This window comes from Fibrobacter sp. UWS1, from assembly GCF_002300445.1.
Lineage (GTDB): Bacteria > Fibrobacterota > Fibrobacteria > Fibrobacterales > Fibrobacteraceae > Hallerella > Hallerella intestinalis.
Map to the genome: position 1 here is coordinate 46,797 of NZ_NSGW01000002.1, position 18,237 is coordinate 65,033.

Annotated in this window: 16 protein-coding genes; 10 read left to right on the top strand and 6 right to left on the bottom strand. The window is 50.9% G+C overall.

Going from position 1 to position 18,237, the window contains the following annotated elements; translation table 11 throughout:
- Positions 1-10: 10 nt before the first annotated feature.
- From BGX14_RS10150 to BGX14_RS10185, 8 genes are read left to right on the top strand one after another with little or no spacing between them, the layout of a single operon-like run.
- Positions 11-1,597, top strand: coding sequence for a 2Fe-2S iron-sulfur cluster-binding protein (locus BGX14_RS10150; RefSeq protein WP_233126508.1), 1,587 nt, complete (start codon positions 11-13; stop codon positions 1,595-1,597).
- Positions 1,594-2,955, top strand: a complete 1,362-nt coding sequence (locus BGX14_RS10155; RefSeq protein WP_233126509.1) for a complex I subunit 1 family protein — start codon at positions 1,594-1,596, stop codon at positions 2,953-2,955. The genes BGX14_RS10150 and BGX14_RS10155 overlap by 4 nt, the downstream gene beginning before the upstream one ends.
- On the top strand, positions 2,955-3,521 hold the full coding sequence (locus BGX14_RS10160) for an NADH-quinone oxidoreductase subunit I (RefSeq protein WP_233126510.1): 567 nt from the start codon (positions 2,955-2,957) through the stop codon (positions 3,519-3,521). Before BGX14_RS10155 ends, BGX14_RS10160 begins: the two co-directional genes overlap by 1 nt.
- Positions 3,521-4,066, top strand: coding sequence for an NADH-quinone oxidoreductase subunit J (locus BGX14_RS10165; RefSeq protein ID WP_073304794.1), 546 nt, complete (start codon positions 3,521-3,523; stop codon positions 4,064-4,066). The genes BGX14_RS10160 and BGX14_RS10165 overlap by 1 nt, the downstream gene beginning before the upstream one ends.
- Positions 4,066-4,374 carry an NADH-quinone oxidoreductase subunit NuoK gene (gene nuoK, locus BGX14_RS10170; RefSeq protein ID WP_073304792.1) on the top strand — a complete coding sequence of 103 codons (309 nt, stop codon included), beginning with the start codon at positions 4,066-4,068 and terminating at the stop codon, positions 4,372-4,374. The genes BGX14_RS10165 and nuoK overlap by 1 nt, the downstream gene beginning before the upstream one ends.
- Positions 4,375-4,380: 6 nt before the next feature.
- The gene (gene nuoL, locus BGX14_RS10175; protein WP_078775954.1) at positions 4,381-6,339 is read left to right on the top strand and encodes an NADH-quinone oxidoreductase subunit L; all 1,959 of its coding nucleotides are present in this window, start codon (positions 4,381-4,383) and stop codon (positions 6,337-6,339) included.
- A complete protein-coding gene (locus BGX14_RS10180; RefSeq protein WP_078775955.1) occupies positions 6,339-8,000 on the top strand; it encodes a NuoM family protein in 1,662 nt (553 codons plus the stop codon). The genes nuoL and BGX14_RS10180 overlap by 1 nt, the downstream gene beginning before the upstream one ends.
- Positions 7,987-9,390: an NADH-quinone oxidoreductase subunit N gene (locus tag BGX14_RS10185; RefSeq protein WP_078775956.1), complete on the top strand. Its 1,404-nt coding sequence runs from the start codon at positions 7,987-7,989 to the stop codon at positions 9,388-9,390. Before BGX14_RS10180 ends, BGX14_RS10185 begins: the two co-directional genes overlap by 14 nt.
- A gap of 352 nt (positions 9,391-9,742) precedes the next feature.
- On the opposite strand, the gene BGX14_RS10190 is transcribed toward BGX14_RS10185, so the two are convergent.
- From BGX14_RS10190 to BGX14_RS10210, 5 genes are all read right to left on the bottom strand, one after another.
- On the bottom strand, positions 9,743-10,846 hold the full coding sequence (locus BGX14_RS10190; protein WP_073305235.1) for a fibrobacter succinogenes major paralogous domain-containing protein: 1,104 nt from the start codon (positions 10,844-10,846) through the stop codon (positions 9,743-9,745).
- 1 nt (position 10,847) lies between these two features.
- Positions 10,848-11,852, bottom strand: a complete 1,005-nt coding sequence (gene hemB, locus BGX14_RS10195) for a porphobilinogen synthase (RefSeq protein ID WP_073305233.1) — start codon at positions 11,850-11,852, stop codon at positions 10,848-10,850.
- Between the two features lie 6 nt (positions 11,853-11,858).
- Complete coding sequence (gene dapB / locus BGX14_RS10200) at positions 11,859-12,689, bottom strand: dihydrodipicolinate reductase (protein WP_073305231.1); 831 nt, start codon at positions 12,687-12,689, stop codon at positions 11,859-11,861.
- A 99-nt stretch (positions 12,690-12,788) separates the two neighbouring features.
- Positions 12,789-13,382: a nucleoside monophosphate kinase gene (locus BGX14_RS10205; RefSeq protein ID WP_073305229.1), complete on the bottom strand. Its 594-nt coding sequence runs from the start codon at positions 13,380-13,382 to the stop codon at positions 12,789-12,791.
- Positions 13,383-13,490: 108 nt separating this feature from the next.
- Positions 13,491-13,895 (bottom strand): YkvA family protein, encoded by a 405-nt coding sequence (locus tag BGX14_RS10210; protein WP_095879836.1) that lies wholly within the window; start codon positions 13,893-13,895, stop codon positions 13,491-13,493.
- 89 nt (positions 13,896-13,984) lie between these two features.
- On the opposite strand from BGX14_RS10210, the gene BGX14_RS10215 reads away from it, so the two are divergent.
- Positions 13,985-15,196, top strand: a complete 1,212-nt coding sequence (locus tag BGX14_RS10215) for an MFS transporter (protein WP_233126511.1) — start codon at positions 13,985-13,987, stop codon at positions 15,194-15,196.
- An 85-nt stretch (positions 15,197-15,281) separates the two neighbouring features.
- Positions 15,282-16,304 (top strand): phenylalanine--tRNA ligase subunit alpha, encoded by a 1,023-nt coding sequence (gene pheS, locus BGX14_RS10220; RefSeq protein WP_073305243.1) that lies wholly within the window; start codon positions 15,282-15,284, stop codon positions 16,302-16,304.
- 32 nt (positions 16,305-16,336) lie between these two features.
- On the opposite strand, the gene BGX14_RS10225 is transcribed toward pheS, so the two are convergent.
- Positions 16,337-17,395, bottom strand: a complete 1,059-nt coding sequence (locus BGX14_RS10225) for an MBL fold metallo-hydrolase (protein ID WP_095879837.1) — start codon at positions 17,393-17,395, stop codon at positions 16,337-16,339.
- Positions 17,396-18,237 lie beyond the last annotated feature (842 nt).

Here is an 18,237-nt window from a genome sequence, read left to right on the forward strand (position 1 = left end):
TCATTACAACATGCCTCACCTTCCGACTGCCGACAGTCCCCGAGTTACTATCGAGGTTGACGGCAAAAATGTGGAAGTGCCTGGCGATACGAACCTGCTCGAAGCGTTGAAAGCTGTGGGCATCGAAACTCCGCACATCTGCTACCATCCGTATCTTCCGGTTTCCGGCAATTGCCGCCAGTGTCTGGTCGAAACGGAAGGCCCGCGTGGAAAAATGCTGATTATTTCCTGCTTCACCCCGGTGAAAGAAGGAATGAAGGTGTTTACTCCGCGCTCCAGCGAACGGGTAAAAAGCGCTCGCGCCGCGGTTTCCGAATTTATGCTGTTGAACCATCCGCTCGACTGTCCGATTTGCGACAAGGCCGGCGAATGCTCTTTGCAGGAAAATTATGTCGAAGCGGGCAAGGCTTCGGGGCATCTTTATCCGGAGATCGGCAAAAATTATCACGGCAATCCCGATCACCAATTCTACGATACCAAAGGTCAGCTTCGCGGTGGCAAGCGCATCGATCTTGGCCCACGGATTTCTTTGGATGAAGAACGCTGTGTGCAATGTGACCGTTGCGTCCGCTTTATGCGCGACGTGTGTCACGACGAGCAGTTGCAACTGGCTGCCCGAGCGGATAAAACCTACATCACGACTTTCCCCGGAAGCAAGCTGGATCACGAATACGATTTGTGCGTTTCCGACATTTGTCCGACGGGTGCATTGACGGCCAAGTATTTCCGTTTTCAGCAGCGGACTTGGATGCTCAAGCGCACGGCGAGCGTTTCCATGGACGATTCCTTGGGCGCGAACATCTGGATTGACCACAATGAAGGATTTATCTGGCGAGTGATGCCTCGTTGCAATCCTCAGGTGAATCGAACTTGGATTTCGAATACGAGCCGTTTGGCTTTTCAGGAATTTTCCAAAAATCGTCTTCCTGTCGGGAATCTGGATTCTGTCCAGGCGGTCTTGAATGGCGATGGAAAAATCGCGTTTGTTCTCGGCGGCGCAGCGACGAATGAAGATGCCGCTGCCCTTAAGACTCTTGTCCATAAGCTCGGCGATCGCGCGGAAGTATTCGTCGGCACGTTTGAACCGGTAAAATCTCCCGACGGCATTTCCAAAAGCGGGGATCCGTTGGCGAATCGCGCTGGCTTTGCGCTTTTCGGCTTTACGCAGACCGCAGAGGATCTGGCGCGTCGTGCGTCCGAATTTAAAACGCTGGTTTCGCTTTCCGCCGACTTGTGGGGAAGCGACGCTCAAAAGGCAAGCGCTTTGGAAACGATTCCGACCCGCATTGCTATTTCGGCAAAAAATGACGAGACCGCAAAAAAATCGTCTATCGTCTATGGCGTCAATCATTGGTCCGAAGTGAACGGCACGATGGTGAACGTGCATTCCATTTTGCAAAAACTGAATGCGGCCCCTACGGCCCCCAGCGGCGATCTGCAACCGCTTTTCCAGGTTCTTTTCTCCCTCGCCGGCGAAAACGTGGAAAGTGCGGCTGTCGCATACCAAAAGGCGGGAGCCTTTGTTCCGGTTCTTGCCAAATTCTCTTTTGATGCCATCCATAGCACGGGCGAATTGCTCGATGGAGTTGCTGTATGATGGAAATAATCGATTCTAAAACCTGGATTGAATGGCTCCTGACGTTGGCGAAGCTTTGTCTCGCCTTTGTTCCCGTGCTTTTCATTCTGCTTCTTATTCCGATGGAACGCCGTGGCGCCGGATTCATTCAGGACCGTCAAGGCCCGAACCGTTCCTACGTCAAGCTTCCGTTCTTTGGGAAAGTCCGGTTTTTCGGCTGGGTGCAAAACGCCTGCGACGGTCTGAAGCTGTTTTTCAAGGAACAATACGCTCCGGCGAATGTGAACAAAGTCCTGTTCGCGCTCGCTCCGGCGATTCCTTTTGGGCTCACTCTCCTGACGCCTTGCGTTCTTCCGTATTTCGCTTCATTGAATTTCACTTTCGGTGATACGGTTGTGCATATTCCCGCGGCGAATATCGATACGGATGTCGGCATTCTTCTGATGTTCGGGCTTTCTTCGCTTTCCGTTTTTGGAACGGTGCTTTCGGGTTGGGCTTCCAAATCCAAATTCCCGTTCCTCGGCGCATTGCGCGCGACGGCGACGAGTATCAGCTACGAAGTCTGCTTGGGAATTTCGATGATGGGCATGGTGCTTCTCGCTGGAACCTTTAGCGTCGAAGGCATTGTCGGTTGGCAGGAACAGCACGCTTGGGGCATTTTCGTTCAGCCGGTCGCATTCTTCTGCTTCCTTCTTGCGGCCATCGCCGAAACGGGACGTCCTCCGTTTGACGTTTCGGAAGGCGACCCGGAACTGGTTGCCGGTTATCACACGGAATACGGCGCCATGCAATTCGGTATGTTCTACATGGGCGAATACGGCCACGTCGGAATCAACAGTATTTTGATGGCGACGCTCTTTTTGGGCGGCTACTCGATTCCGTTCATGACGACCGCCGATATTCAGGCGAATTTGGGAACGGTTTTGGCGGTTCTCTTTGGCATTTGCGCATTCCTTGCTCTGGCGTTCCTGCACATGGTTTATCGCTGGCTGCGAGCGTTCAACAAGGGACAGGCTTCCAACAAAGCGGAAATCAACCGCGAGTATCTGCTTTACAAGACCATCGCTTGGATTGCGGTTCCCGTGTTCATTGCCTTGGCAATCGTTTCCGGTCTCTTTATCCACCCCGAAGCGACGATGGTGAACGGAACCGCTGTTTATGGCATCGGCACGGCACTCGGTACGGCTGCCTTGCAGTTCCTTGTTTTGATGATTAAAACCGTATTCTTCTGCTGGGTTTGGATTTGGGTGCGCTGGACGCTTCCGCGCTTCCGCTATGACCAGATTATGCATCTCGGCTGGAAGATTCTTTTGAACATCGCACTTTTGAACTTGGTCGTGACGGCGATAATCGCCAAACTCGTCATGGGAGGCAACTAATGGTTCGCGTCGTAAAGCACAAGTCGATGAACTGGATCGAACGCTTGTATATATTCGAAGCGTTCCGAGGCCTTTACACCACCATCAAGCATTTTCTTCGCGGCTTTTTCCGCTATGAAACGCTGCCGACTACGGGTTATCCGGAAGTAAAGCCTTACATTCCGAGGGATTACCGCGCAAAGCACCGTATGATGCTCCGTCCCGATGGAACGCCGCGCTGCGTGGCGTGCTTTATGTGCGCAACGGCTTGCCCTGCGCACTGCATTTTCATTGAAGCGGCGCAATCCGAAGACGGACGCATTGAAAAGCGCGTCGCCCGTTTTGATATAGACCATTCCGTTTGCATTTTCTGCGGTCTTTGCGTAGAAGCTTGCCCGCTGGATGCGCTTCGGATGGATACTTGTGAAACAAGCTTTGTGCACCGCAAGCGTGAAGATTTTATCGTCTCGCTCTACGATTTGACCAACTGGGATCCCAAGGATTATCCGGATGACCCTCAAAGTCAGGTCGCTCCCGGCGGTACAAAAAACAAGCAGGCACTTGCTGCTTGGGGAGAAGTCCAATAATGCTAGCTCTCGTTTATTTCATTCTTTTATCCGTCATCGCGGTCGGCTGTTCCATTTGCATTTTGCTGAATCGGCATCCGCTCTACGCTTCTATTGCTATGGTGACGACGATGCTTTCGCTCGCGGGCATTTATGGTTTGCTCGGGAGTCCTTTCGTCGGCGTCGTCCAGGTGATGGTCTATGCCGGAGCCATCATGACGCTCCTCATGTTCATCATTTTTGTGCTGAACGGTTCTCGGGACAATCGCACGAAACGCTTTGACAAGACGTCGCTTTTTGTTCTAGTTTCGGTGATTGCAATGGCGCTTCTTGCAGCGGTTGCTCTTTGCCGCTCCGCTTTCGACTTTGATGCCGGCGCGGTCAGGGGATCTGTCGATGTGACGGCGAAAACCCTTTTCGATATGAATGCCAGCGGGCAAGGCTACTATCTGATATTCCTTTCCATTGGGCTGGTTCTTCTTTCGGCAATGGCTACAGCCGTTATACTCGCCCGCAAGCGCATCGCTTCGGATCCGGAAACGGCAAAGTCTGAGGAGGTTCACTAATGCAAGCGATTTATGTGCAAATCCTGGCACTCATTCTCCTGTCGCTCGGTATCGCAACGGCCTTGTGCCGTCGAAACGTGTTCTTTGTTCTTATGGGCGTTGAACTCGCTCTGAATGCAGTGAACTTGAGCATCATCGGATTTTCTAAAACGCTCCCCGGCGTTGAAAGCGTCGTGGGGCAGATTGTTCCGCTGTTCACCATCGCCGTCGCTGCTGCGGAAGCTTGCGTCGGTCTGGCGATTGTCATCCTGATTTTTAGAAACCAGGACAGCGTGGACATTGACAATTATTCCAATATGAGGGGGTAATAAAATATGATTCCTCTTTGGCTCATCCCTCTGTTTCCGCTGGCAGGAACAATCGTTCTCGCCCTGATTGCGGTCGCGTCTTCGGACAGCAAAAAAGGTCCGGACGAAGGTCTTGTCGGCTTTTTAGGCGTTCTGTTTCCGCTGTTGGCTTTTGTCGCCACGGGACTTCTGGCGTGGAACATGCCTCAAGACGGCATTCACCAGACTCTCGGCAGCTGGATTGACTCGCCGTTGCTTTCTGTCCATTTCGGGCTTCTTTTTGACGGGCTTTCCCGGACAATGCTCCTGTTCATCACGGGAATCGCGACGCTCATCATTCTGTACTCGACCGGTTATATGCACAAAGATCGCGGATTTGCCCGTTTCTTTGCTTACATGAATCTCTTCCTGTTCAGCATGGTCGTGCTTGTCCTTTCCGATTCTCTGGTGCTGACTTTCCTCGGCTGGGAAGGCGTCGGGCTTTGCTCTTACCTGCTTATCGGATTCTGGAATAAGGATTTGAACAATTGCAAGGCGGCGAATAAAGCGTTCTTGGTGAACCGGGTCGGTGATGTCGGCTTTTTGCTCGGCATGGCGATTCTCGTTACCATTGGCGGTTCGGCGTTTTTGAACTATGCGGATTTGACGGCGTGGCTTGTGAATCCCGCATTTCGCGATGTGTTGATTGCGAACCTTCCGCTTTTGACGGTGGCGGGGCTGCTCTTTTTCTGGGCGTGCACCGCAAAGAGCGCGCAGATTCCGCTCCTTACTTGGTTGCCCGATGCGATGGCCGGTCCGACTCCGGTGTCGGCTCTTATCCATGCGGCAACGATGGTGACCGCCGGCGTTTATCTGGTCGCTCGCCTTTCGCCTTTGTTCGTGCGGCTTCCCTATGTGCTGACGATTATCGCTATTGTGGGTATGCTGACGGCTTTCTGGGCGGCCATCGCTGGCCTTTTGCAAAACGACATCAAAAAGGTTCTTGCTTATTCGACCATTTCCCAGTTGGGTTACATGTTCATGGCGGCGGGAGCGGCTGCATTTGACGTTTCCATTTTCCATGTCTTTACGCACGCTTTCTTCAAGGCGACTTTGTTCTTGGGTGCGGGCGCGGTGATGCACGCTCTTGCTGGCGAACAGGATATGCGCAAAATGGGTGGCTTGCTCAAGAAAACGCCGATTACGGCAATGACGATGCTTTTCGCCTATCTCGCTATTATCGGTTTCCCGGGATTCTCCGGATTCTTCTCCAAAGACCTGATTTTGGAACGTCTTTTTGCGTTCAACCCGTCTCTTGGCCCTGTTCTTTATACAATCGGTCTGATTACCGCTGTCATTACGGCAGTTTACATGACCCGCTTGATGGTTCTCGTTTTCTTGGGCAAGTATCGCGGCGACCTTCCGGAATCCCATATTCACGAAGCACCTCTTTCAATGACTTTCCCGATGGTTGTTCTGTCCATTGGTTCCGCCTTTTCGGGATACGCTTGGAATGTCTTTGTTTCGGGTGCGAATTGGTTTGAACGCTGGCTCGCTCCGGTCGTGGACGGTGCACAGAAATTTGCTGCGGCTGTTCGCCCAGAAATGGAAATGGAACCGTCGGTTTTGGTGTTCGCTATTCTAGGGACGATTGCTGCGGTGGCGGGCGCATTCGTCGGTTACGAAATTTTCACCCGCAAGCGCATTCCTGAACTGAAAAAGAATGCGACTACAGTTCCGGAAGGCAAAGCCGGTTGCTGGACGTTCTTCTTTGATTTTATTCACAACGCTTTCATTACAGCTTTTGAAGCTGCCGCTTGGTTTGTGGATGCCATCATCGACAAGTTCATTCAGATTTTGCAATGGATGATTTGCTCCATCGCCTTGATTTTAGGTGACGGAATCCGGAACCTCCAGGTTCGTAAAATCCGCCTGCAAGTGGGATTCAGCATTGCCGGCATGGTACTTATCGCCATTGCGGTCTATTTCTGCGGAGGACTCTTCTAATGTTATACATTTTGGTTTTTGCTCCGTTCCTTGCGGCTCTTTTGATGCTTGCCGCTTCTGGAAAAGATTCCCGTTCGGCGTCTCGCTTGGCGGTTATTCTTTCTTCGCTCCTCTTTGTTTCGGGGCTTTCCCTGCTGGTTTCGGGCGATTACAATACGACCCCGATTCAGTGGTTCACCATTCCCGGCGCAGATGTCACGGTAACTTTTGCGTTTGCTGTCAATGGCTTTTCGGCGTGGATGGTGTTTTTAGCAAATATCATCACCCTTGCCGCCTTGATTTGCGCTAGGAAATCGGCGGGGAGCAACTATCGCAATTATGCGGTCGGCCTCTTTACGCTTTTGGGAGCTTTGAACGGAACGTTCCTTGCAATCGATGCGGTGCTGTTCTTCTTCTTCTTTGAAGCTCTTGTATTCCCGGCGGCCATTTTAATCGGTTCTTACGGCGGACAGGAACGGCGCGCGGCTTCGCTCAACTTTGCGATTTACACGTTGGTCGGTTCCGCTCCGATGGCGGTGGCGCTTTGGTATTTGATAACCATGGCGGGAACTTCTTATATCCTTCCGGTCGCCCAAGCGGCGCAAACGCTTCCCGAAACGACCCAAGCAATTCTTTTCTGGTGCTTCGCTCTGGCTTTCTGGGTAAAGACTCCGCTCTTCCCATTGCACGGCTGGCAGGCGCAGACATACGCGGAAGCGCCTGCGGGACTCAGTGCGGTTTTAACGGGAGCTATGTCTAAAGCGGGAGTCTATGGATTCTATTTCTGGGTTCTCGCAATTTTCCCGGCGGCCTCTTTCCAAAACGCCAAGCTGCTGATGGGAATGGGACTTTTGACGGCTCTTTATGGTGCCTTCATGGCGATGCGGGCAAAGGACATCAAAAAACTTCTCGCCTTCAGTTCCATGAGCCATCTTGGACTTGCCATTGCGGGACTTTTTACCCTTTCCATCGACGTTTTCCCGGCTCTTCTGGTTTTGCTTGTCGGGCACGGACTTTCGGCATCGGCGTTGTTCATTCTTTCGGGCTCTGCTGAACGCTTTGCGGGCCATCGCCTGCTCGATAAAATGGGCGGCTTGGCAAACCGCAATCCGGTCTTTGCCTTCTTCTTTGGAATTGCGAGCGTTCTGGCTATCGCTATTCCGGGAACGGCGGGATTTATTGGGGAATTTTTGGTGCTTGTCGGCCTGTGGGGCGTTTGCAAAGTCGCCGCAGTCGTTGCTGGAATTTGCATCATTTTGACGGGCGTCTATATGCTTCGTCTGATTCAGAAGGTTTTGTTCGGGCTTCCGGGCGAAATTTCGGAAGAACAGCAGAAGTTGCGCTTTCCGATTGCCGATGCCGTGGCGACGGCTCCGCTCCTGCTCCTTTTGATTGTTTTTGGCATTCACCCGCAGCCGATTTCCCGTACGCTGGATTACACCACGTCTGCGCAGCAGCAAGAAGAGGAAATCGAAGCGGCGATTTCGGCGGCGGCAGTTCAACCGCTTTCCGCAGAGGATTCGGCAAAAATCGCTGAAGTGATGGCGGCTTTTGCGGACAGCTCGGCGCAGGTTGCCGACGTTCAGTTGGATTCCGCAACAAATCAAATGCAGACTTCTGAAATGCAAAAAAATACCGAGATGAAAACAGAAAACGGGGAGGCGCAAAATGACGTCCGCTAGTTTGATGAATCTCTTGCCGATGATCATCGTCGCTTTGGGCGCGATGGTGTGCATCGCAACGGAACCTTTTATCGCCGACAAAAATAAGCAGAAAGTTCTTCCCTGGGTGGCAAGTGCCTTTTTGCTTTTGGGTTTTGTTTCTTTGCGCTTTGTTCATGTCGGGGCTGAATCGCTGTTCGGCTTTTTGGAACTGGATACTTTGCGCATGTTTTTGCTGGCGACCGTCCTTCTTTGCGCGTTCCTCGGCATTGGCGGTTTGCAGGTGACACTCGCTCGGGAAAAATATCCGGCGGGCGAGCCTTATGGACTGACTCTTTTGGCTACGGTCGGTGTGATGATGATGGTGCAGTCGGTGGATTTCCTCCCGCTGTTCATCGGAATGGAACTTGCCGCGTATCCGGTTTACGGTTTGGTAGGACTCCGCAGAAAAGATCGCAACGCCAACGAAGCGACTTTCAAATACTTTGTCACCGGTGCCGTTTTCAGCGTCCTTTTCCTCTATGGGATGGCGCTTGTCTATGGCGCAACGGGAACTACGCATTTTGGCGGTAAGCAGATTGCTGGCCGCGAAAGCCTGTATTCGCTTGGCGTTCTGATTTCGGCATTTGCTCTTCTCTTTAAGGCGGGAGCCGCTCCGGTACATTTCTGGGTCGCCGACGTCTATACCGGAGCCTCTGTGGCCGTTACCGGTTTTATGGCGGCGGTTATCAAGGTCGGCGCATTGAGTGCTCTCGGTGCTCTTTGGATGCGCTCCGGATTTGAAAAGCTGGCTCCGGTCATCATTGTCGTGGGCATCCTTTCCATTGTCATCGGCGCGTTCTCCGGGCTGGTGCAAAAGTCGATTCGCCGGATATTCGCTTTCTCTGCGGTGATGAATGCGGGATTTATCGTCCTCGGTCTTTTGCTCAAAGATTTGGGAACTATGTACTACTTCCTTATCACCTATGCCATTGGTTCTTCGGGTGCTCTTGCCGCCATTGCGGCGTTTAGCGGGAAAGGCGATGCCAAGGAAAATCTGGACGATATCCGTGGACGCGGTCGTCGTCATCCGTTGGAAGGAGTCGCTGCGGTGATTTGCCTTGCCAGCTTGGCCGGACTTCCGCCGCTTTCGGGATTCCTCGCCAAATTCGTCCTCTTTACTGGCGTTGTCAAAACGGGGTACATTGCCTTGGCCGCATTTGGTTTTGCCCTTTCCATTGTAGCGATGTATTATTACTTGCGGATTGCCATAGCACTTTTTGCTCCCGCTCCCGCAGACGAGTCGCATCCATGCTGCTGTTGCGTCAGCAATTCCACCCGATTCCTTTTGCGATTTGGCGTGGTTGTTGCAGCTCTGGTTTTGGCTGCGATGGCTTTTGTGCCGGTTCTTTTGCCGGTTGTCAAATTCTAGCGAAGGATAAGAAAATGAAAATCCGAGAGCTTCTGCTTTCGGATTTTTTGTTATGGACGTATTTTCTTTAGGAAAATTTCGCAGAATTTTTCGCTTTTTTATTTGTGGAAGAGTTGCGCGGCAAAAATTTGGACCGGAAGGATAGAAGGATAGGGACGAAGGAAAAGGACCGTTTATGATTTGCTTGAAATCGCGTGATTAGGGGTTAGCGGTTAGTTGGAAGTTATGAGTTGGGAGCTGGAACTGAAAACTAATAACTAAATTTAATTGCAAGTATTTGCTGGAAGATTGTCCATAATTCCCACAAAAAATGCCGCATGCGCGGCATTTTCAAATTCTCAATTTTATTCCATCAGTCTCCGTCAATGCAGCGAACCGAGTAGCCGTTTTCCGGACGCGGAGCCAATTCACGCACCATGTTGTCGCCCATGCGTCCGAGGACCCAAATCCAAATGGTCGAATTGCGACCGTTCTGCGAACTCCAAAAGGCGGTATATTCTCCCATTTCCACGTAGCGATGCCCGCGGCCCAAAATTTCGCGTCGCCCGGATCCAAACGCCGTAAATCCGTATTCGTCGGTTCCGCCTCCGCCTTGCCAACCGGAACGCGCTTTGAGTTTCGAGGCAAAGGCTTCGCATTTTTGAACGCCGTCATAGCAGCCGGTTAGGCCCGTGAGCATGTCTTGCCATTCCCTGTCCCGCGGCAAATGAAATCCTTTGGGGCAAGCCTTGCGCGCACCCTCCAAAGAATACAAGCGCCCGCTTCGGCTACAATAAGTATCCTTGTCGTCGTAGCACCAGGACTCTCCCGGAATGTTGTAGTTCATATTTTGCGCAAGCCAGGTTCGACCATCGATTTTTATCACCCGGTAAACTTGTCCGTCCCGCGTGTCCGTGATGAATCCGGAATTGCGTTTGACTTCCTGGAAATGCTCCTGTTCCCGAATCCGAAACGCCGCCAGCGAATCCCGCTTGACTTTTTCCGAGCGTTCTTTATTCGCTTTCCAGTATTTTTGCGCTGTGGCATTTTTGAATTTGATGCGCAGATCTTTTAGCGCATACAATTCGTCGTCGCAAGCCAAATCCACGCCCTTGATATCGACAATCAAATTTTCTTTTCCGAAAGCCTGTGGCCCTTGGACGTAAGAAATCCACGCTTCTTTCGTTTTGTTGCAAAGCCCGTAGAAACGCTTGTTCTCGATGGTGTCGGCAGGGACTTTCATCACGCCGGAAACCACAAATTCCACATTGTCGCCTTTTACTGCAAACGATACAGGCTGCTTTTCTCCGTAATATTCGTAGGTCATAAAACGGACTTGCCCGACAATGGGAACGCTTTCGTATTCCCCCGAACCTTCTGCATGAAAAATCGCATCCCATGTACGTGGGGGCGTTGCCTGCGCCAATCCCGCCAACATCATCACGCCAAATCCCAACATTCCCGCCAGTTTATTCATTTTATTTTTCCTCTTGTAAGAGTTTTGCCGCTTCTTTTGCGAAATAGGTCCAAATGATTTTTGCGCCAGCGCGCTTGATTCCCATGAGGCTTTCTAGAACGACTCGACGGCGATCCAGCCAACCGTTTTGAGCCGCAGCGCAAAGCATGGCATATTCGCCGCTGACCTGATACGCAGCGACAGGAACTTCCGAAAAATCCGCCACTTCGCGCAAAACGTCCAGATAGTAGCACGCCGGTTTTACCATCACCATGTCGGCGCCTTCTTCGATGTCCAGGGCGACTTCGCGAATCGCTTCCTTGCGGTTTGCCGGATCCATCTGGTATGTTTTTTTGTCGCCTGCTTTGGGTGCAGAATCCAAGGCGTCTCGGAAAGGCCCGTAAAATGCGGATGCGTATTTGGCACTGTACGCCATAATGGAAGTATTTGTCAGCCCTTCGGCGTCCAATGCTGCCCGAATCGCTCCGATGCGTCCATCCATCATGTCGGATGGGCAAACGAAATCGGCTCCGGCTTTCGCATGGCAGACCGCCATTTTGCACAGGACTTCCACCGTTTCGTCGTTGAGGATTTCACCCATCGGCGAAACAATGCCGTCATGCCCGTCGATATTGAACGGATCCAGGGCGACGTCCGTCATCACGACAACTTCCGGAAATTTTTCCTTGATGGCCCGAACGCAAGTCGGTACAAGTCCGTCGGGATTGAAACTTTCGCTGCCTGTCCGGTCTTTTTTTTCTTCGGCAATGCTGGGGAACGGAGCGATGGCTTTAACGCCCAACGCCACGCATTCTTCGATTTCTTTCAACAATACATCGACGGTTTTGCGGGTCATTCCCGGCATCGAAGGAATTTGTTCCTCTCGCTGGGAACCTTCCATGATGAACACCGGATAAACCAGATCTTTCACGGAAAGTTCCGTTTCGCGAACCAAATCACGAACCGTTGCGCTTTTTCGGTTACGGCGCGGACGCTGAGTCAAATCTAAAGAAAAGGGATGATTCATAATTCCTCAACGCATTCTGCCGGAACGCAGAACGTCCATCATATCGAAAGGTTTTGCGGAACCTTTTTTCAATTCTTCCGCCAAAAAATTCACGGCATCGACGGAGCCTTCCGCATAGATTTTCCGCCCGCATACGTTGTGCTGAAATTCAAAATGTACGGTGCCGTCTTCGCTGTCGAGGCTGTAGGTGTGAAAGGCGTGTCCGGAAAGATAGGCTTCTGGAACTCCCATCCGTTCCATCGCTTCCTTGTCGTTGCGCACTTTTTCAATCTGGCTTTCGTCGATGTTCAAGCCCATGTTCGCAAAGGAGTGGGCGACCGCTTTTGCCGTTCCGCTCGTGTCCGCTTTGGTTTTCTGGTGGCTTTCGACAATGGAGAGCTTGTAACCCGAAAATGCCGTCGGGAATGTTTGGGAAAGCCATTCGATCATCGCTTGGAATGCAACGATTTGCTTTGCCATATTCGGCGCAATCACGCTCGGGTGATTCGCTTCGGCGACGAGTTTTTTCAGGGCTTCCCGGTCGCCGCCGGTCGTTCCCATGACGAACGGAATCTTGTGCGCCACATAAAAGGCGGCGTTATCGTTCACGGCGGTCGGGTGCGTAAAATCGACGGCGATCAGTCCCGGATATTTTTCCAAGACTTCGCCGATGCGCGCTTCCCGATTGGAAGGTTTCAAAAGCTGGATGTTCTTGCCCGCGACTTCCGATTCATTTTCGACGATGATTTCCCCGGTCAAAGAATAGGGAACCAGTTCCAATCCTCGCTTGACGCAGGTTTCCGCCACGATTTTTCCCATATTTCCCGGAATGCCGTTTACCATTACCAACGTTGCCATAAAGACTCCTTGCCGCTAAATATTGATGCGCTCCAAAGATAGAAAAAACAAAAAAGAATCGCTGATTGGCGATTCTTTTTCATCGAGAAACAAAGGAAACTAGGCGTTCTTTTTGAAGTTTACGTATGCGCGAAGCACGTCGCAGAATACTTCGTCCGGCGTGTTGTCGCCCACAATGTGGCTGATGATTTTCGGGTCGTATTTTTCCAGAACTTTCGCGGTGGAGTCCTTGTAAACGTTCAAGCGGTTCTTGATGACGTTTTCGTCGGCGTCGTCCTTGCGTCCTTCGATTTTGGCGCGGTTCAAAAGGCGGGCGACGATCGTCGCTTCGTCCTGAATGTCAAGTACAAAGATATGCTTCACATCGACAATCGGGCGAATCAAATCGACCTGGGCGACCGTGCGAGGGATGCCATCCAAAAGGAGAGTGTCCTTTTCCGGGTTCAACTTGTTCGTGTTTACCAGCCCTTCTACATAGCGTTCAAAAATTTTGACGGTCGCTTCGTCTGGGACCAAAAGGCCTTTGCTTGAATAGGAGGCAAGCAATTTGCCCGATTCGCTCGACGGTGCGATGCCGCGGAAAATGTCGCCCGTGGAAAGATGCTTCAGAGAAGTGGTCGCTGCGAGTTTTGCGCCGACAGTTCCTTTTCCAGAACCCGGAGCACCAAAAATAAGAACAGCAGAAATAGCCATAATGGTATCCTCTTGAAAAATTGTTTCGCTGGCAAATGTAGAAAATAAACCTGCCCGCCGTTGGTGCTTTTGAATTTCGCTTGGAAATTCCCAGATTTGTTTGCACGATTATTTTACAATCAAGGCGACAATGGCGGTGACAAGTCCCCCAAATAGCAGAACAATGCCGACGGTCGCTAAAATCAGGAACCATTTGAAATACTTGACGATTTTCACCAGCAGCGACTTTTGATTGCTCGTAAATTGCTGCACCACATTGAGTACTGCAAATGCCGACACGCCCAAATCGTCCATCCACCCCAAGACCGGAATGGCATCGGGCAAAATATCGATAGGGGAAACGGTATATAGTCCAGCAAGAATGGAAAGAAAAATCGCCAGCCCTTTCTGCAAATCAGACGCTCCTTTTTCGGCCTGTTTGCCCGCCGCTTTTTTGTCCGCTTCTTTTTGCCGCTCTTCTTGCAACGTTTTCACGTCGCCGATTTCCACATAGGGCTCTTCTTTTTTCTGCATGAATCCTCGGACAAAGTGTTTCTGTTCTCCGTAAAGAGAATTTATAAAAATCGGAGAGCCTTCTTTAAAAATGGACGGGATTTTTTCTTTTGGAATGGTATATCGGAACGATTATTTCTACATTGTGCGATATGGAAAAACTTTGGTCTAAAACTTTTGTTTTAGTCGGCATCACCAATTTTCTACTTTTCTTCGCCTTTTACGAATTGCTGCCGATTCTTCCGCTCTACATCCTCGAAAAGTTTCACACGGGGGCCACGGTCTCGGGAATTATCATTTCGCTGTACACGATTGGCGCGTTGTTCTGCCGTCCTTTCGCTGGTTTTCTGGTGGATTCTTTTTCGCGAAAACCGCTCTATCTTGTGATGTATTTCTTTTTCGCGTCCATGTTTATCGGCTATGTCGCGGCGGGAACTCTTTTTTTGCTCGGGCTTTTCCGCTTTTTGCACGGAATCTGTTTTGGTATCGCCAGCACTGCGGGAAATACGATTGCCATTGACGTTCTTCCGTCCAGTCGGCGGGGCGAAGGAATCGGCTATTTCGGCGTGACCACCAATCTGGCTTTTGCCACGGGACCCATGACGGGAATGTTCCTTTACGAAGCGTTCGGCGAAATTCCGGTTATCGCTCTTTCCGTTGTTTTGTGCGTCATCGGGTTGATTCTCATCCTTTGCGTTCACCCTAAAGCTCGGCCCATCAAAAAGAATGCCGCTCCGATTTCTCTCGACCGATTTTTTCTGACCAGAGCCATCCCTCAATTTTTCAACATGCTTTTAATCGGTTGCGCCTATGGCCCGCTGACCAATTACATCGCCTTGTATGCCAAACAGAATTCCCTTTCCGGTTCCGGCTATTTTTATGCGCTTATCGCCATTGGGCTCATCGCTTCCCGACTTTTGACCGGCAAGTTGATTGACCGCGGTTACCTGACCCGCCTGATTTCCATTGGGCTTCTTTTTGTTTCTTCCGCCTACCTTCTTTTTTCTGCGTTCCCCCATCCATTTCTATTTCTCGCTTCGGCGTTTTTCATTGGCTGCGGTCTGGGGCTTGTTTTTCCCGGCTACCAGACGATGTGCGTCAATCTCGCTCGTCACGACCAGCGCGGCACTGCGACTAGTACTTACCTGACCGGCTGGGATCTGGGAATCGGGCTTGGCATTCTTGTGGGCGGACCGCTTGCCGAATCGTTCTCTTACGCAACCATGTTTTTTTGCTGCGGAGTGTTATTGCTGGCATCCTTCTTGTTCTTTGTGAAAAAGACCGCTCCGCATTATCGCAAAAATCGTTTGACGGAATCATAAACGTGTGATTCTTTCCAAAAGGAATAATGCGCTTTGACGGCAAGACTAACGGCAGTAAAAACATTTTTCTACATTGTAGGCCATGATGAACGAAAGCATTTCTAAAGTCCGCGAACAGTTTGAAACCGAACTCGCCCAAACGAATTTGAACGAAAAAGACGCCGTTGATGCGCTCCGCGTCAAGTGGCTTGGCAAAAAAGGTCAAGTCACCGGCATGATGAAGCAGATGGGAACTCTCCCCGCCGAAGAGCGGCCCGCATTTGGAAAACAGGTGAACGAATTGAAACAGTTCGTTTCGGAACACATTGACAATGCGCTGGCAGAAGCGCACAAAAAGGCGCTGGAAGCGGAACTGGAAAAAGGCTGGACGGATATCAGCTTGCCGGGGAATGGTATTCCTGCGGGGTCCACGCATCCTGTTTACGACGTGCGCGAAGAGATTATCGATTTCTTTAGCCAGATGGGATTCGCCGTCGATTCGGGCCGGGACATTGAAACGGACTGGTATAATTTCGAAGCGTTGAATACGCCGCCCGATCATCCCAGCCGCGACATGCAGGACACGTTCTACTTGGGCGACAAGGTCATGCTTCGCACGCAGACTTCTGACACGCAGATTCACTACATGGAAACGCACAAGCCGCCATTCCGCATGATTGCGCCGGGCCACGTCTTCCGAGTCGATAACGATGCGACTCACGCTCCCATGTTCCAGCAGTGCGAAGGACTTGTCGTCGATGAAAATATCACATTCGCCCAGCTCAAGGGCGTGTTGCAGATTTTTATGAACAAGCTTTTTGGCGAAGGTGTCAAAACGCGCTTCCGTCCGAGTTTTTTCCCCTTTACGGAACCTTCTGCGGAAATGGATGTGAGCTGCGTGTTCTGCGGCGGCAAGGGCTGCAAACGCTGCAAGGGAACCGGCTGGATGGAAATCGGCGGTTGCGGCTCGGTGGATCCGAATGTGTTTAAAAATTGCGGAATCGATCCAGAAAAATACACCGGCTTCGCCTTTGGCTTCGGTCTTGACCGCATAGCGATGCTCCGCCACGAAATTCCGGAAATCGGTTTGATTACCTCGAACGATCAGCGATTCCTTTCGCAATTCTGAAGAGCGTATCTAAAAATTCATTTTCAAAAAATTTACGGAATCTCCACGACTTCGCCAATGGTCGGCGTTATGACGGGAATTCCTTTTTCTTGAAGCGCTTTGGCGTTTTGCGTCGGCTCGTTCCATGGGTGGTAAGACAATTTGAATTTAGAATGGTGCACCGTGACAACGTGTTGCGCTCCAAGCTCCATCGTTTCTTTTTCCAGTTCTTCGGGCAGGGTGTGGATCAATTTCCAATCCTTGTTGTATTGACCGTTTTCCAAAATGGCCAAAGTGATGTCGGGAAATTGTTCTCCCAATTTCTGAAAGTGCTTGCCGTAACCGCCGTCGCCCCCGATAAAGATTTTCTTCCCGTCCGGAGTTTCCACGAGGAACGATGCCCAAAGGGTTTTCTGCGGAAAAACGCTTCTGCCCGAAAAATGCCGCGCCGGAAGGCAGTGGAATTTGAAGCCGTCGCCCGTGGCAAGGGAATCGCCCCAATCCAATTCCGAAATTTTTTCTTCCGGAAATCCCCAATATTCAAAATCCTCGCCGACGCCAAGTCCTGTAACGACTTGCGCAATGCGGGGCTGAAGTTCTTTGACCGTCCGGTATTCCAGATGGTCGTAGTGGTCGTGCGAAATAATCAGATAGTCGATGTCCGGCATATCTTCCGGCTTGTAAATGTCTGTTCCCGGAAAAGGTTTGTTGATGAATTCAAAAGGCGCGCCCGCGTAAAAAACCGGATCGACAAGAATGCGTTTTCCCGAAAGTTGGAGCAGGTAAGAGGAATGCCCGAACCAGACAAAAAGGTCTTTATTTCGATCCAGATTTTTCAGGTTTGTGCGGATTGCTTGAATTTGCCCGGAATCGGGAACGGTGTTCGGGTATTTTTTGAATAGAAAGTGGAGCAGGGCTTGAAAGGAGCCTTCGTCACCCGTCATTGTAACGGTGGGCTCTTGATTTTGAAAATGGCCGTCTTTGTAATTCGGGGATTTTTCAATGCGCTCCAAGCGTTTGCCGCTGGGAATTTTTCCGAATTGCGGTTGGTTGAGAATGCCGACGCCAGTAATGCCGATTATGCCGACGATGGAAAGAACAATAAGGAACATCGGAACTCCGGTTTTTGTAAAATATACGATTTAGAGACGACTCGAAGTCAAGAGGTAAATTAGGGGGGGAGTGATTAGTTGTCAGTTATTAGTTGTTAGGGTTCATAGGAGAAACGGCTGCATCCGACGAGGATTCCTGAAACTTGGAATTTCCGATTCCATAATTGAAGTATCCCTGAAACAAGTTAGTGATTTGGGGGGGAGTTAGGAGTTGGGAGTTGGAACTGATAACTGGTAACTGGTAACTGAGTTCACCGTGTGAAAGAAAATCCCACGTGTGAAAAGAAGAACTCTTCCTCTCTCCACGGCACAATATCCAATTCTACCCCAGAACCTAAAACTTCCAACCACAAAGCGTGGCGGGGGATAGGGTGAAGGGAAAAGGGGGCTGCCCATGAGTCTTAAGAGTTTTACTCTTTTAGACGAATTGTCCCTGGAAGGGAGCCTTCGCAAAAGCGTGCAAGGCGAATGTTGCGCCGCAAGCTTGCTTGCAGGCATTATCTTCGAGGAGACTAGTAGTATTCGTCATTGCGTACCCACCAAGGAGAAAATCAGTCATATTTGAAAGCGACCGTCACCCCGAACCCCGGAGGGGTTATACGACACTTGGTAACTTTGTTACCTTAGTGGAGTTATACTCGAAGTGTAGAAGCAATCCTTTCCCGCTGACAAGATTGCCACGTCGCTACGTTCCTCGCAATGACGAGGTGCCAGCACAGATTGCTTCGGCTGCGCATCCCTGAAACTAGGAATCTCCGATTCCGTAGTTGAAGTATCCCTGAAAGGGACAATTCGCCTAAGGGAACAAGTTCCCAAGCAAGGCTCATGGGTAAGCGAGCACC

What these genes read in the sequence shown, in the direction of transcription:
- BGX14_RS10150 (WP_233126508.1), top strand. Translation starts at nt 11, where the DNA reads ATGCCTCACCTTCCGACTGCCGACAGTCCCCGAGTTACTATCGAGGTT.
- BGX14_RS10155 (WP_233126509.1), top strand. Translation starts at nt 1,594, where the DNA reads ATGATGGAAATAATCGATTCTAAAACCTGGATTGAATGGCTCCTGACG.
- BGX14_RS10160 (WP_233126510.1), top strand. Translation starts at nt 2,955, where the DNA reads ATGGTTCGCGTCGTAAAGCACAAGTCGATGAACTGGATCGAACGCTTG.
- BGX14_RS10165 (WP_073304794.1), top strand. Translation starts at nt 3,521, where the DNA reads ATGCTAGCTCTCGTTTATTTCATTCTTTTATCCGTCATCGCGGTCGGC.
- nuoK (WP_073304792.1), top strand. Translation starts at nt 4,066, where the DNA reads ATGCAAGCGATTTATGTGCAAATCCTGGCACTCATTCTCCTGTCGCTC.
- nuoL (WP_078775954.1), top strand. Translation starts at nt 4,381, where the DNA reads ATGATTCCTCTTTGGCTCATCCCTCTGTTTCCGCTGGCAGGAACAATC.
- BGX14_RS10180 (WP_078775955.1), top strand. Translation starts at nt 6,339, where the DNA reads ATGTTATACATTTTGGTTTTTGCTCCGTTCCTTGCGGCTCTTTTGATG.
- BGX14_RS10185 (WP_078775956.1), top strand. Translation starts at nt 7,987, where the DNA reads ATGACGTCCGCTAGTTTGATGAATCTCTTGCCGATGATCATCGTCGCT.
- BGX14_RS10190 (WP_073305235.1), bottom strand. Translation starts at nt 10,846, where the DNA reads ATGAATAAACTGGCGGGAATGTTGGGATTTGGCGTGATGATGTTGGCG.
- hemB (WP_073305233.1), bottom strand. Translation starts at nt 11,852, where the DNA reads ATGAATCATCCCTTTTCTTTAGATTTGACTCAGCGTCCGCGCCGTAAC.
- dapB (WP_073305231.1), bottom strand. Translation starts at nt 12,689, where the DNA reads ATGGCAACGTTGGTAATGGTAAACGGCATTCCGGGAAATATGGGAAAA.
- BGX14_RS10205 (WP_073305229.1), bottom strand. Translation starts at nt 13,382, where the DNA reads ATGGCTATTTCTGCTGTTCTTATTTTTGGTGCTCCGGGTTCTGGAAAA.
- BGX14_RS10210 (WP_095879836.1), bottom strand. Translation starts at nt 13,895, where the DNA reads ATGCAGAAAAAAGAAGAGCCCTATGTGGAAATCGGCGACGTGAAAACG.
- pheS (WP_073305243.1), top strand. Translation starts at nt 15,282, where the DNA reads ATGAACGAAAGCATTTCTAAAGTCCGCGAACAGTTTGAAACCGAACTC.
- BGX14_RS10225 (WP_095879837.1), bottom strand. Translation starts at nt 17,395, where the DNA reads ATGTTCCTTATTGTTCTTTCCATCGTCGGCATAATCGGCATTACTGGC.